A 13872-nucleotide genomic window follows, 5' to 3' on the forward strand; every position below is an offset into this window, starting at 1 on the left:
ATTTATGTTATGTGCGATTGCTCCTGCTTGGCAATGTGTGAAGACCCGTTTGAGACTGTTTGTTGGCCATCGATCTTCAATCAAATAGTTAAGTGTTTCGCTGGTGCACCGTCGCTTTTGGCGCCAGTTCTCCATTTGATCAGGCCAAGATCGCGTTGAATTGGGTGGAGTGCGTCAAATCTCTCCAAGCACGCCAAATTTGTGGTATCGTAAGGCATTACCCGAATTGGAATATGCTTTTATGACTTTGAATTTACAAACTCAGGATTTCATTCCTGACCGCGCATTGCAGCTTCTTAAAGGTGCGCAAGTGGGCGCTTCGCAGGCAAAGTGCTATGGATCCAAAGCGCTCGTTCTTTTTGTTGATATGTCAGGTTTTTCGCGTTTGGCATCTGAAAGAGTCACCCAGTCAGAGCGGGGCGCAGAGGGCTTGGGCGCGCTTATCAATGCCGTGTTCGAAGAGGTGGTTGCCTCTGTCACTGCGCATGGGGGGAGCTTGCTGTATTATGCGGGGGATGCGGTGAACGCGACTTGGCCCGGTGATGCGAATGAGCTTGGCAGCGCTTGCGCACGCGCGGTTGCCTGCGGCCTTGATATTCAGGAACGGTGCAAGAAACTGCCAGACATGTGGCAGGGCCAAAGCATTGAGATGAAAGCGAACCTACGTCATGGGCCGCTTTGGTGTGTGGATGCGCCCGGAACGCCTGAAGCGCGGCAAATCTTGTTCTGTGGCGCGGTGCTGGAAGGGTTGGCGCAGGATGCGTTGAATGCGTCAGGGCAGGGAGTTTCCATGAACGCCGCCTTGTTTGCAGCGCTAGACAACCATGTGACTGGAAAAGTTGAAGCGCAGAAAAACAAAGACACGGTGCGGGTAACTGCGCTGCAATCAATTGATTTGCTTGATGTTGAAACACGCGAACGTTTCGCCGCGAGCGATGCCTATCTACAGCCCTTTTTGCGCAGCAGCATCGCGCTCGGAGCGGAAACTTGGTTGGCTGAATTTCGCACCGCTCATGTCCTTTTTGTGCGCGTGCCCGAGTTTACCTTTGCTGGCGAGAGCGATCTCGAACATGTCGCCGACATTATAAACAAGATGTGTTTGGCCGTTCACCGGCAGGGTGGCACGCTTTTGCAGATATGCACGGATGACAAAGGACTGGTGTGCCTTGCCGCTTGGGGGCTGGCAAAAAGCGCCTATGAAAATGACGCCGCGCGCGCAGTTTTGGCAGCGCAGACATTAACAGGCGATCTTAAATTGGTGGGCGTAAAGGCAAATGCGGCTGTGACGTCTGGGAAGATTTTTGCTGGCTTGCTCGGCGCGCGCCCCTTGCTTCAATATAGTGTCGTGGGCGACGTTCTCAGCCGCGCTGCGAGTATGGCAGTCGAAGATTTCGCCGATGTTACGCTAGATCAAACCAGCAAGCAGAGCTTGCCAAGCGAAATTACCTCCAAAAAACTGACGGACATCACGCTGAAAGGTCATTCAGCGCCGACGGCGGTTTTTGTACCGATTGGCGAACAGGTGAAACGCGTAGATCACGCGGGCGATTTTGTCGGTCGCGCAACTGAGTGCCAGAACATGAATGCGATGCTGCCGCTTTGGCGCAAAGGGCAAGCCAATGACATTCGCATCATCGCAGAGGCGGGGATCGGCAAGTCGCGCCTTGCGGCATGGTTTGAAGAACGCCTACACGACGCGGGCATGCAAGCTTTGCGCATGAATGCAGAGCAACTGCGCCAAACATCGAGCTACTTACCGCTTCGACAAGTCTTTGATGCGCTGCTAGACTGGCCTGAAGACATGAATGAACACGATTGCTCTGAGCGGTTAGCGCAAATGTTCGAAGGTGAGGCCAAAGCGCTAAACCTGCTACCGCTGCTTAGCCCTGTCTTGCCCGTCGACATTGCGGAAAATGATCACACAGAAACATTGATTGGGGCTGGTCGCGCAGAGCTTACACGCGGCATGATCGTTTCTTTACTCGAAAAGCTATTAGACTTGGAGCAAGGCGAGGTCGCAGTCTTGATCGTAGAAGATGCCCATTGGCTCGATTCAGCCTCTTGGCTTTGCATCGAAGCGGCGAAACGGGATATTGACGGGCTTGCTTTGATGATCGTTGCAAGACCGATTGATGAGGACCAAATCCCAACAGAAGCCAAAAAGCTTTTTGCCGAAGATGACAGGGCGCTGCATCTCAAACTTGGCCCTCTTTCGCGCGAGGATACGCATTCAATCCTTGGGCAAACGCTGGGCGGGGCAGAGGTTGCGGATCAGATCACAGAGCTTGTTATTAAAGAAGCTGCGGGCCATCCGCTTTATACAACGGCGCTCTGCGGAAGTCTGTTGGATCGCGGCTTGATCCGGCTGGAAGATGGGTATGCCCATCTGCATCTCGGCGGCGCGCCATTGTCGAGTTTGAGCTTCCCACAGGGTGTCCAAGGCGTGATTTCACAACGGATCTCTAGCCTCGATTTAAACGGACAACTCACGATAAAAACCGCAGCGGTACTTGGGCGGTATTTCGAGTTGTCGGCATTGTCAGACGTCTATCCGCTCAACGAAGATGCAGCGACGCTAAATGAGCGAATTTTTGAGTTGGTCGCTTCGGGGTTGATAGAGGATCAAGGCGAGGGGCGTTTCCGATTTCATCACGCGATAATTGCAGATTGCGCCCATGAAATGCTGACGAGCGAACAGCAGCATTCGCTGCATCGCGCGGCTGGTGATCGGATCGAAGCGCTGGCTATGGCTGATGGCGGTGAGGCAGAGCAAACCGAATTGGCGTTGATGGCCTATCACTTTGAAGCAGCGAACATGCCAAGCAAAGCGGTGCCCTATCTTTCAGAGGCCGCACGTGTGTCGCGGCGCAGTTACAGTAATGTTGAGATTGTCGATTTCTTAACCCGCGCAATCGCGTTGAGCGATGCGAGTGACGAGGTTGATGCGAAACCATTGCAGTTAAGCGAGTGGCGCGTCCAAATCGCTGAAAGCTTGCGTGCGCTTGGGCAATATCAACGGGCAGAAGAATTTCTTAAGTCGGCCATTTCCACCCTTGAACGCCCCGCGCCGGAAACGGGATTTCAAGCGGCTGGGCAATTGCTGCGTGAATTTGCAAAGCTAAAGTTGCGCCCCCACCGCGCAGAGCAACCCGAGACCCAACGCAAGCCGATTATTACGGCGGCGGATGCGAATATGATGCTCTCGGAAATTCATTATGAGTTGAATAAAATCCCCTTTGCCCTGTCTGAAATCCTGAAGGGCGCAAACCTTGCGCGTAAAGCGGGAGGGGACAGTCAGGTCCTTGCTAAGCTTTACATCGGGATGGCTTTGATTTCGACCTCTTTGCCTTGGGCGCTTGATGGGGATGAATTGCAGGCGCAAGCGTTGGAAATTGTTGATCGTTTGGACGATCCCGCGACCGCGTCGTGGGTCTATATGGTGTCGGGTGTTTACGAAACGGGTAAGGGCGGCTGGGCGCGCGGCGCGGATCAGTTGAACCAATCGCGCGTTGTGTCAGAAGCGTGCGGCGAGCGTAAGACATGGGAAACGGCGATGTCCTGCCTTGGCAATTTGAAGCGTTTAGAGGGGTATTTCTCCGAGGCCAAAGGGTGGAGCGATCTGACGATGCAGGCGTCTCGCGAGCGCGGCATCGATCACGGCATCATTTGGTCCCATAATGGACGCGCGCGTGATCTCTTGTGTCTGAGCGATTTTGATGAGCTGCGCGAGGATGTCGCTGCGCTGGAACGCATGTTGAATGACCCGACGAAGACAGGCGATTCCAACGACAACAACAATCTGGTCTTTCACTATGCCAGCGCCTTTTGCGCACTGAAAGAACATCGCGACGAAGATGCTCGGGCAGAGCTTGATACCGTTATTGAAATGCTCAAACGGATCAAGCGACCGCAAGTTTATATGGTGCAGAATGTAGATTATTATTCGGATATCATCTGGGCGCTATGGGCGCGTGGGCATCGGGATGCAGAATTGCTTGAACAGCAGAAATTAGTGCTCAAAAGCGGTAAGCAGGTTGCAAAGCAATATCGCACTGGCGCGCCGATGGCGCATTTGGCGCAGGGCGATGCGGCTTGGTTCAAAGGAGATGCGCAAGCGGCTGAAAAGAGCTGGCGTGCTTCGGTGGAAGCCGCAAACCAGCTCGGCATGGCCTACAACGCTGCGCATGCCTTGTTTCGGCTAGAGGGCGCTGGGCTGGCCAGCGCTGATACCGATGATTGGCGCAATTTGCTGAGCAACATCGGTATCGAGCGTCCTTTGATCTGGCAATTCGACGCTTAACGCGCAAGCGAGCGGCGCCATGCAACAAAGGGCAAGGACAAGGCCCAGGTGGTGATCGAATAGATCGCCGTAGGGAGCGCCATTTCGGGCAGTCCTGTTGCGACGCCTGCGATCATGCTGCCGACGGCTATGCCAAGGGTTCCGTTCTGAATGCCAGATTCAATTGCGACGGTTGTTGTGTCTTGTACCGAAAGCCCGGCCATTTTCGATGTCAGTACGCCCACCAAGAGCAAGATTGCGTTCATCGTTAACAATGCAGGTCCGAGCGTGCCGATGTTTGCGGTGAAGCTGCCCCAGTTCGCAGCCAGCGCGGCGACAATCAGCACTGCAAACAAAACCATTGCGACCGTGCCCATAATAGGGGCAAGCCTTTCGACAAGGACTGGCGCGATACGGGTCAAAGCCATCCCAAGCGCCACTGGCACAACCGTTAGCAAGAACATCGCAACACCCAATGCGGTCACATCTACGGGCGGGGCTTCATCCCCCATGAAATAGCGCACTGACAGAGCGGCCAAGAGAGGGACAGTGATAATGCTCAGCAGGCTGATTACTGCGGTCAATGACACCGACAAGGGCACTGAGCCATGTGCATAACGCGCAAGAACGTTGGACAACACACCGCCCGGACAGAGCGCAAGAACCATGGTTCCAACCGCGAGCGCGGGAGGCAGTCCAAAGCCCACAGCAACGCCAAAACCAACGATGGGCAGAACGATGACTTGGTTAAATGCGCCAAGGCCAAAGGCTTTGGGCATCTGAAAAACGCGGCTGAAATCAGCCATGCTTAGGCCTAGGCCCAGCGAGAACATAATCAAAGTCAAAACAGCGGGCAAAAATAGATCAACGAGCATAAAGTCTCCTAAAAAATAAGAAAACCAGCACCTACAGGCCGTTTCCTAAAAGAAACGCTAAGCGGTAATTTTCTATGCGGCAACTCTTTCGTTTGCAAAGGTGTGACCGCGTTCACAGCTTGGCCGTTGGATTTCTGCGACAACGCTCTCATTGTTTATGGGAGAAAATTGATGACTTTAGAGATTTGGATCGCCTTCGCCTTTGCCAATTTCATCAGCGCAGTCGCGCCGGGGCAGAACGTCGCTTTGGTCGGAGCGTCTACCGCCCGTATTGGCGCACGAGGTGGCTATATCGCTTTGTGCGGCATTTTGATTGCTGACTTTATGTGGTGCCTGATCGCCTTAGGGCTTGCGCTGGGCGCAAAAAACATAAGCTCTGACGTTCTGCTAACAGTCCAGATTCTAAGCGGATTTATTTTGGTCTTGCTTGGCCTTAAAATTATCAGATCCACATCAACTATTTCTGCGATGCCCAACGCCAAGACAAAGACCAGCCCTGCCAAATTGGTCCTGTCGGGCATTTGCATTGGCTTTGCGAACCCGTTGACCTTGGTGTTCTTTCTAACGCTATTTCCTGCCTTTATGCCCGAACAGACAAACGGTGCGAGCCTTGGGATCGCTGTGTTCTTTAGCTCTGCTGTGATTTTGTCAGGGTTTGCTGCGCTCTTCCCTTATATTCTAGCGAGCTTTGCGTTGTCAAAAGCGGGCTTGAGCAAAGCGCTGAACATTGTGTCGGGCGGCTCGCTTGCTGCGGTGGGTGGCATGGTTCTGGCCTATTCAGTTGCGTGAGCGAGCAGGGCATAAATGTCAACGACGTGAGGGTCTATTTGAAGTCACTTAAACGGGCGACATCGAGGATGCTCAGCTTTCCTCCCTTTACTTCGATCAAGCCTTGTTGGGCGAAATTCGTGAGGCGTTTATTAATCGCCTCACGGGACACCCCCAACATTTTTGCCAGATCGGCTTGGGAAAACTTGCGGTTAAAACAGGCTTTGTTGTCCTCAATCCGTGCATGGGTAAACGCGAGATCACATAGTTTTTGCGCCAGTCGTTTTTCCAAGTTCAGGAACATCACCGCGCTCATTTCTTTGGTGTTGCGCCGCAGGGTTTCGCAGAGGATTTGGATGATCTGTTTGGCAAAGTCGGGGTTTTGTTTAAGCAATGTATCTGCAACCGAACGGGGCACATACAAACACTCGGTGTTTTCAGTCGCCGTTGCGCTTGCTGTGCGTGGGAGTTCGTCAAACAGCGCGATCTCGCCAAAACTGTCGCCTTTTTCCAGCAAGGCAACGGTCAATTCTTGCCCGTCTTGATCGGATATCCAAATGCGAACACCGCCACTTAAAATAATGCGAAGCCCGTCGGCGTCGTCTCCCATGGCGAAAATCTCAGTCCTGCGCCCGTAGCGCATGCGGCTGCTTGCAGTCACCAGAGTGTCAAAATCGCAAGGGCGCAGGGAAGAAAACAAATAGCAAAGCCGCAAAGCAGCCTGATCGCCTGACGGGGTCATGCTCTGCACCGCAGCAGGTACTCGTTAGAAAAAAGTCGCACCGTAACCTCCGCTCATTCAACTTATCTTCGCGGCTTGTGCCAGCTTGGTGGCCATGTCTTTAGAAAATAACGCCTCAACCGCGATGCGAAAACGTTCGTCCCTTTGCATTTTCGCAAGCAATTTTGCGCGATCCCACATCACAACTTTGGTCTGCGCGCGGCTATGCACCGTCGCGGTCGCACCGAAGCCACCAATGATTGAAATTTCACCAATGAAATTAAAGCGTTCAATTGAAAAAGTCATATTGCTTTTGAGCACATCGACAGCGCCGTCGAGCGTATAAAAGACATGTTCAGGGACTTTCCCATGCTCGGTCATGAGCGTTGGCGCATCAAATGTTTTGATGTGCGCGTCCTTCATTAGCTTTCGAAATGCACCGGGTTCAATTTCACTCATGGCTTCGAAGATTGGCAACTGATCTTTTGTGATGGTCCATTTCGAGCGATTGGCCAGCGCGCGCCCAAGGCCGTAGACCGACGTCGCACCAATGCAGATTGTGCCGAAAATGGCAGGCCAAAGCGGATCCTCTGCGGCTACGAAGTAGTAAATGAGATAAAGCAACGTTCCTAAAAGCAAAAAGATGCGCAAAGTAATTTGACTGGAAAACACGTAACCCACTGTCTGCATTGCAGCGGCGGCCAGAACGATTGTGCCTGTCGAAAAAATAAAACCTGTTAGGGTTTCAACCCACATACATGAACCTTGCTTTGAATAAAGTCGTGCTAGAATCGCCCCTTAGAACGGAAATATCACCTAGCGTTGTCAGGAAAGATCGCACCGCACAAGAAAATTGTTTTCCCGACAGTTTGTGTTTTGCGCCGTTGGAGAGGATGACAGTGGGGGCTGGTCGATAGTGTGTTGACAAGCGCGCCGAGTTTTCGCACATCTGAGGCATCAGTATCGGGAGAACCAGCAGCGCTGGTGCCGAAGGAGCAACCGCCCCGGAAACTCTCAGGCCCAAAGGACCGATGCAGATACAAAAACTCTGGAGAGAGGCGCGTCGTGCGTCCGCCGAAGGGATAGCGATCTCAGGCAAAAAGACAGAGGGGGCATCACGCGCGCAGCAAAATTGCGCGTTAATGTGGTGCCGTTCCTATCCAAGGTATTCGGCCAAAGATTGAAAAGGGCCGTTGATGTCAGATTTACTCGAGACCCCATTGCACGATTTGCACGTGAACCTTGGAGCCAAGATGGTTCCTTTCGCTGGTTATTCGATGCCGGTTCAATATCCGCTTGGTGTGATGAAAGAACATGTGCAGACCCGTGAAAAAGCCGGTTTTTTTGATGTGAGCCACATGGGGCAAGTCAAAGTAATCGGGCAGGGTGCGGCCGCCGCGTTGGAAACGCTAATTCCTGTCGACATCATCGGGCTGGAGGAAAACCGCCAGCGCTATGGCATGTTCACCAATGCGCAAGGTGGGATCATGGATGATCTGATGCTTGCCAATCGCGGCGATCATATTTTCGTGGTAGTGAATGCAGCCTGCAAAGCCGCTGATATTGCTCACATGAAGAGCCACTTAGAGCCAAATGTAACGGTTGAGCCGGTTACAGATCGTGCGCTTTTGGCGCTGCAAGGCCCCGCGTCGGAGGCGGTTTTGAGCACGCTCAACCCCAAGGCAGCAGAGATGCGCTTTATGGACGTTGCGACTATGGAGCTGAATGGGTCCGAGTGTTGGGTTTCCCGCTCTGGCTACACGGGCGAGGATGGCTACGAGATTTCAGTGCTGAATGAACATGCCGTTGCCTTGGCCGAAGCCTTGCTCGCCCATGACGACGTTGAGGCGATTGGCCTTGGAGCGCGCGATTCCCTACGCCTTGAAGGCGGACTATGCCTCTATGGGCATGATATTGACGATACAACATCGCCGATCGAAGCCGCGCTGAATTGGGCGGTCCAAAAAGTTCGGCGCAAAGAGGGTGCGCGCGCAGGCGGTTTTCCGGGAGCCGCGACACTCTTTGACCACTTCGAAAACGGTGCCGCGCGCAAACGCGTCGGGCTTCTGCCAGAAGGGCGCGCACCAATGCGCGAAGGGGTTGAGCTTTTTGCGGCAGAGGTAGGCGGCGATCCAATCGGGGCGATAACTTCGGGCGGATTTGGTCCAACTGTTGGCGGCCCTGTCGCGATGGGATTGATCCTCGCAAAGCATAGCGCAGTGGGGACAACAGTTTATGGCGAATTGCGTGGCAAACGTTTGCCGCTCACGATAACAAAGCTGCCATTCGTTCCCGCGAACTTTAAACGATAACTTACGGAGAAATCACATGAAATTCACAGAAGAGCACGAATGGCTACGCGTAGAAGATGACGGTGTTGTCATCGGCATCACAGAGCATGCTACCGAGCAATTGGGCGATATCGTTTTTGTCGAACTTCCAGAAGTCGGCACGACAGTCACCAAAGACGAAGAGATCGTAGTGATCGAATCTGTCAAAGCGGCTTCAGATATTCTGGCACCCATCGACGGCGAAATCATTGAAGTGAACGAAGCGCTTGCGGAAAATCCAGCGCTTGCGAATGAGGATGCGATTGGCGCGGGTTGGTTCGTCAAAATCGAAGCGTCTGATGCGTCTCAAATGGACGAATATATGACCGAAGCTGCCTACAAAAAATTCATCGCTTAAACGGGAGAGCGACACATGACTTTCACCCCCACCGACTATCTGCCTTATGATTTTGCGAACCGACGTCACATCGGTCCTTCGCCTAGCGAAATGGAGCAAATGTTGGACGTTGTGGGGGCGAAAGATCTGAACGCCTTGATCGATGATACCTTGCCACAAGCAATTCGCCAAACGGCTGCCTTGGACTTTGGCAAACCAAAGTCCGAGCGCGAATTGCTCTATCACATGAAGAAAGTTGCGGGCAAAAACAAAGTCCTGACCTCGCTCATCGGGCAGGGCTATCACGGCACGGTTACGCCGCCCGCGATCCAGCGCAACATCTTTGAAAATCCCGCGTGGTATACGGCCTATACGCCTTATCAACCCGAGATTTCGCAAGGCCGCCTTGAAGCGCTCTTGAACTTCCAGACAATGGTGAGCGATCTAACGGGTTTGGAAATTGCCAACGCCTCATTGCTGGATGAGGCAACGGCCTGCGCGGAAGCGATGACCATGGCGCAGCGTGTGTCCAAGTCAAAAGCGAAAGCCTTTTTCGTGGATGAAAACTGTCATCCGCAGAACATCGCTGTGATGAAAACCCGCGCCGCACCTTTGGGCATCGAGATCATCATCGGTGCGCCTGAGGATATGGATGCCGATGCCGTGTTCGGCGCGATATTCCAGTATCCCGGCACCCATGGTCACTTGCGCGATTTCAGCGATGATATTGCCAAGCTGCATGCGTCCAAAGCTGTCGCGGTCATGACGGCCGATCCGCTTGCGCTGACATTGCTCAAAGAGCCGGGCGCGATGGGGGCTGATATCGCCGTCGGATCGACCCAGCGCTTTGGTGTTCCTGTTGGTTATGGTGGCCCGCATGCCGCATATATGGCGACCAAGAAAGCCTATGCGCGCAATATGCCGGGCCGTATTGTTGGCGTGTCGATTGATAGCCACGGCAACCGCGCTTACCGCCTGTCCTTGCAAACCCGTGAGCAACACATTCGCCGCGAAAAAGCGACCTCGAATGTCTGTACTGCCCAAGCGCTGCTTGCTGTCATGGCTGGTTTTTACGCAGTTTTCCATGGCCCCGAGGGCCTGCGCGCGATTGCGCAGCGTATCCATCGCAAGACGGCGCGTTTGGCCGAAGGGCTGAAAATGGCAGGCTTTGAGGTGCGACCTGCGGCGTATTTTGACACGATCACCGTTGAGGTCGGCCTCTTGCAGCGCGGCGTCATGCAGGCGGCGGTGCGCGAGGGGATTAATCTACGCCCCGTCGGTAAAACACAAATTGGCATCACCTTGGATGAGCGCACGCGCCCAGCCACGATTGAAGCTGTCTGGCGCGCCTTTGGCATTGAGCAAGAAGACAAGGATTACACACCGCATTACCACATGCCCGAAAAGCTGATCCGCACCTCCGATTTCCTGACGCACCCCGTGTTCCACATGAACCGCGCAGAGACGGAAATGATGCGCTATATGCGTCGCCTTGCGGATCGCGATCTTGCGCTCGATCGCGCAATGATCCCGCTTGGCTCTTGCACGATGAAGCTGAACTCTGCCGCTGAAATGATGCCCGTGAGCTGGGATGAGTTTTCCCTGTTGCACCCGTTTATCCCCAAGGATCAGGCAGCTGGCTATATCGAAATGATCGATGATCTTTCCGCTAAGCTTTGCGATGTGACAGGGTATGATGCGATCTCCATGCAGCCCAATTCGGGCGCGCAGGGCGAATATGCGGGCCTCTTGAGCATTGCCAGCTATCACCGCGCGAGCGGGCAGGGGCATCGCGATATTTGCCTGATCCCGATGAGCGCGCATGGCACGAACCCTGCCTCAGCTCAGATGGTGGGCTGGAAAGTGGTTCCTGTCTTGTCCGCTGAAAACGGCGATATTGATCTCGATGATTTCCGTGCCAAGGCCACCGAGCACGCGGATAACCTTGCGGCCTGCATGATCACATATCCATCCACGCATGGTGTGTTCGAAGAGACGGTGATTGATGTGTGCAAGATCACCCACGACGCTGGCGGTCAGGTCTATATCGACGGCGCCAACATGAACGCCATGGTCGGCTTGTCACGCCCCGGTGATCTTGGCGGTGATGTGAGCCACCTCAACCTGCATAAGACGTTCTGCATCCCGCATGGTGGCGGCGGACCCGGCATGGGGCCGATTGGTGTGAAATCCCACCTCATTGAGCATCTACCCGGTGATCCTAATGGCGGCGAAGGTGCGGTTTCTGCCGCTCCCTTTGGATCGCCCTCGCTGCTTCCGATCTCATGGGCCTATTGCCTGATGATGGGCGGCGATGGCCTCACCCAAGCCACGCGCGTTGCGATCCTGAACGCCAACTATCTGGCGAAACGTTTGGAAGGCGCGTTTGACGTGCTTTACAAAGGTCCAACAGGCCGCGTTGCCCATGAGTGCATCATCGACACGCGCCCCTTCGCGGAAAGTGCGCATGTGACAGTGGATGATATCGCCAAACGCCTGATGGATTGCGGTTTCCACGCCCCCACGATGAGCTGGCCCGTGGCTGGCACGCTGATGATTGAACCGACTGAATCCGAGACCAAGGCCGAGCTTGATCGCTTCTGCGATGCCATGCTCGCGATCCGCGCTGAGATTGCACAGATCGAAGCGGGCGAAATTGATGGCGAAAACAACCCGCTCAAGAACGCGCCGCACACGATGGAAGACTTAGTGAAAGACTGGGATCGTCCTTACTCGCGCGAGACAGGGTGCTTCCCTCCCGGTGCGTTCCGTGTGGACAAATATTGGCCGCCCGTGAACCGCGTCGACAACGTCTGGGGCGATCGCAACCTAAGCTGCACATGCCCGCCTATGGAAGACTATGCGTTAGCTGCGGAGTAAAGTGTTTCGCGACTACGATCTTACAGCATTGTCCTCAACGGACCTCAAAAGAAAAGCGGCACCGTGAATTTCACGGTGCCGCTTTTTGTTTAAGTTTTTGCTAGGCTTACTCGACAGGCCAGCCGCCGATTGCCTTCACTTCGAGGAACTCATCCAGCCCCCATTTACCGCCTTCACGGCCGTTTCCGGATTGCTTCATTCCGCCAAAGGGCGAGCCAGCACCGCGGCCTTTGCCGTTCATATCAACCATGCCAGAGCGCAGCTGACGCGCAACGCGGCGCGCGCGTTCGGGATCGGATGTTTGAACGTAGTTGGTGAGGCCGTAATCAGTGTCATTGGCGATTGCGATGGCTTCTTCTTCGGTATCAAATGGCATCATTGCCAAAACTGGTCCAAAGATCTCTTCGCGCATCACGGTCATGTCGTTGTTGCAATCTGCAAAAACAGTCGGACGCGTATAGAAACCACGGTTTAGACCGTCGGGGCGACCAACGCCCCCAGCAATGAGCTTTGCGCCCTCATCGATGCCCTTCTGGATCAAGTCCTGAACCTTGTTGAACTGCATTTCTGAAACGAGTGGGCCAATGTGACGCCCTTCTTCGGAGGCAGAGTTCACGGTTGTGGCTTCTGCTGCGGCTTTCGCTTGCTCAACTGCTTCGTCATAGCGGGACCGTTCAACCAACATACGTGTTGGCGCGTTGCAAGACTGGCCAGTGTTGTTCATGCAGCGGATAATGCCCTGCTTGACTGCTTTTGGGTCGGCGTCAGCAAACACAAGGTTCGCGCCTTTGCCGCCCAACTCAAGGCTAACGCGCTTGATTGTGTCAGCGGCAGCAATCGTGATCGCACGACCTGCACGGGTCGAGCCGGTAAAGCTAACCATATCGACGTCTTTATGCGAGGACAGCTGACTACCCACGCCAACACCGTCGCCATTTACCATGTTGTAAACGCCAGCGGGTGCGCCTGCCTCATGCATGATTTCGCTAAAGAGGATACCGGACAATGGGGATTGCTCGGATGGTTTCAAAACCATTGTACAGCCTGTTGCGAGGGCAGGGATCACCTTTAGGGTGATCTGGTTCATTGGCCAGTTCCAAGGTGTGATCAGTGCGCAAACGCCGATTGGCTCATGGATGATATGTGTGTCTTCTTCGCCGGCGCGTAGCGGGCCTTCAAATTCAAATTCTTTCAGAGATTGAATGAAGGCTTTCAAGTGGAACGAGCCTGTGCCGGACTGCTGCACTTTTGACATATCAATCGGCGCACCCATTTCTTCGCTGATTGTGGCACCCATTTCATCCGAGCGACGCATATAGACGTCCAAAATGGTTTCCATCAATTCAAGGCGTTCGGCTTTGGAGGATGCGCTCCAAATCGGGAAAGCTGCTTTTGCTGCTGCAACAGCTGCATCTGTATCAGCCGCGCCACCCAAAGAAATTGTCGTAGCGACTTCTTCCGTAGATGGGTTGATGACATCAAAATCGCGCCCGTCCAAAGGAGCGGTCCATTTGCCGTTGATATAGAAATTGCGTGCGTTGTCCATTGGATCGGCCTTTTTGATCAGATTTCAGTCTACATTCATCTGAAAACGCGCATGTGCAAGAAAAAACGTATGGCTGAGGTTCAATTTGACCGAACGTCGTCTCGTGCACTCCTCGGAGTTGAAGGCAAAGAATCCG

At 53.9% G+C, this 13872-nt stretch carries 9 protein-coding genes and 1 riboswitch; of the genes, 5 read left to right on the forward strand and 4 right to left on the reverse strand.

Features of this window, described 5'->3' with window-relative positions:
* Nucleotides 1–241 precede the first annotated feature (241 nt).
* The gene (locus tag ACRBCU_RS04440; RefSeq protein ID WP_431364159.1) at nt 242–4300 is read left to right on the forward strand and encodes an AAA family ATPase; all 4059 of its coding nucleotides are present in this window, start codon (nt 242–244) and stop codon (nt 4298–4300) included.
* Here ACRBCU_RS04440 and ACRBCU_RS04445 read toward each other — a convergent pair.
* Nucleotides 4297–5154, reverse strand: a complete 858-nt coding sequence (locus tag ACRBCU_RS04445; protein ID WP_431364160.1) for a bile acid:sodium symporter family protein — start codon at nt 5152–5154, stop codon at nt 4297–4299. The genes ACRBCU_RS04440 and ACRBCU_RS04445 overlap by 4 nt on opposite strands.
* Before the next feature lie 171 nt (nt 5155–5325).
* On the opposite strand from ACRBCU_RS04445, the gene ACRBCU_RS04450 reads away from it, so the two are divergent.
* The gene (locus ACRBCU_RS04450) at nt 5326–5943 is read left to right on the forward strand and encodes a LysE family translocator (protein ID WP_431364161.1); all 618 of its coding nucleotides are present in this window, start codon (nt 5326–5328) and stop codon (nt 5941–5943) included.
* A 34-nt stretch (nt 5944–5977) separates the two neighbouring features.
* On the opposite strand, the gene ACRBCU_RS04455 is transcribed toward ACRBCU_RS04450, so the two are convergent.
* Nucleotides 5978–6664 (reverse strand): Crp/Fnr family transcriptional regulator, encoded by a 687-nt coding sequence (locus tag ACRBCU_RS04455; protein WP_431364162.1) that lies wholly within the window; start codon nt 6662–6664, stop codon nt 5978–5980.
* 57 nt (nt 6665–6721) lie between these two features.
* A complete protein-coding gene (locus tag ACRBCU_RS04460) occupies nt 6722–7399 on the reverse strand; it encodes a hypothetical protein (RefSeq protein ID WP_431364163.1) in 678 nt (225 codons plus the stop codon).
* A gap of 198 nt (nt 7400–7597) precedes the next feature.
* Nucleotides 7598–7684: riboswitch (glycine riboswitch) on the forward strand.
* A 155-nt stretch (nt 7685–7839) separates the two neighbouring features.
* Here ACRBCU_RS04460 and gcvT point away from each other — a divergent pair.
* From gcvT to gcvP, 3 genes are read left to right on the forward strand one after another with little or no spacing between them, the layout of a single operon-like run.
* Nucleotides 7840–8955, forward strand: coding sequence for a glycine cleavage system aminomethyltransferase GcvT (gene gcvT / locus ACRBCU_RS04465; RefSeq protein ID WP_431364164.1), 1116 nt, complete (start codon nt 7840–7842; stop codon nt 8953–8955).
* A gap of 16 nt (nt 8956–8971) precedes the next feature.
* On the forward strand, nt 8972–9331 hold the full coding sequence (gene gcvH, locus ACRBCU_RS04470; RefSeq protein ID WP_431364165.1) for a glycine cleavage system protein GcvH: 360 nt from the start codon (nt 8972–8974) through the stop codon (nt 9329–9331).
* Nucleotides 9332–9346: 15 nt separating this feature from the next.
* Nucleotides 9347–12190, forward strand: a complete 2844-nt coding sequence (gene gcvP, locus ACRBCU_RS04475; protein ID WP_431364166.1) for an aminomethyl-transferring glycine dehydrogenase — start codon at nt 9347–9349, stop codon at nt 12188–12190.
* 106 nt (nt 12191–12296) lie between these two features.
* Here gcvP and ACRBCU_RS04480 read toward each other — a convergent pair whose 3' ends face one another.
* Complete coding sequence (locus tag ACRBCU_RS04480) at nt 12297–13736, reverse strand: aldehyde dehydrogenase family protein (protein ID WP_431364167.1); 1440 nt, start codon at nt 13734–13736, stop codon at nt 12297–12299.
* Nucleotides 13737–13872: the final 136 nt, after the last annotated feature.

It is taken from the genome of Planktotalea sp. (assembly GCF_050633725.1).
Classification (GTDB): domain Bacteria; phylum Pseudomonadota; class Alphaproteobacteria; order Rhodobacterales; family Rhodobacteraceae; genus Planktotalea.

Excerpts from the sequence above, each read along its gene's own strand:
- ACRBCU_RS04480 (WP_431364167.1), bottom strand. The coding sequence starts at position 13,736 with ATGGACAACGCACGCAATTTCTATATCAACGGCAAATGGACCGCTCCT.
- ACRBCU_RS04445 (WP_431364160.1), bottom strand. The coding sequence starts at position 5,154 with ATGCTCGTTGATCTATTTTTGCCCGCTGTTTTGACTTTGATTATGTTC.
- gcvT (WP_431364164.1), top strand. The coding sequence starts at position 7,840 with ATGTCAGATTTACTCGAGACCCCATTGCACGATTTGCACGTGAACCTT.
- gcvP (WP_431364166.1), top strand. The coding sequence starts at position 9,347 with ATGACTTTCACCCCCACCGACTATCTGCCTTATGATTTTGCGAACCGA.
- gcvH (WP_431364165.1), top strand. The coding sequence starts at position 8,972 with ATGAAATTCACAGAAGAGCACGAATGGCTACGCGTAGAAGATGACGGT.
- ACRBCU_RS04460 (WP_431364163.1), bottom strand. The coding sequence starts at position 7,399 with ATGTGGGTTGAAACCCTAACAGGTTTTATTTTTTCGACAGGCACAATC.
- ACRBCU_RS04450 (WP_431364161.1), top strand. The coding sequence starts at position 5,326 with ATGACTTTAGAGATTTGGATCGCCTTCGCCTTTGCCAATTTCATCAGC.
- ACRBCU_RS04440 (WP_431364159.1), top strand. The coding sequence starts at position 242 with ATGACTTTGAATTTACAAACTCAGGATTTCATTCCTGACCGCGCATTG.
- ACRBCU_RS04455 (WP_431364162.1), bottom strand. The coding sequence starts at position 6,664 with ATGACCCCGTCAGGCGATCAGGCTGCTTTGCGGCTTTGCTATTTGTTT.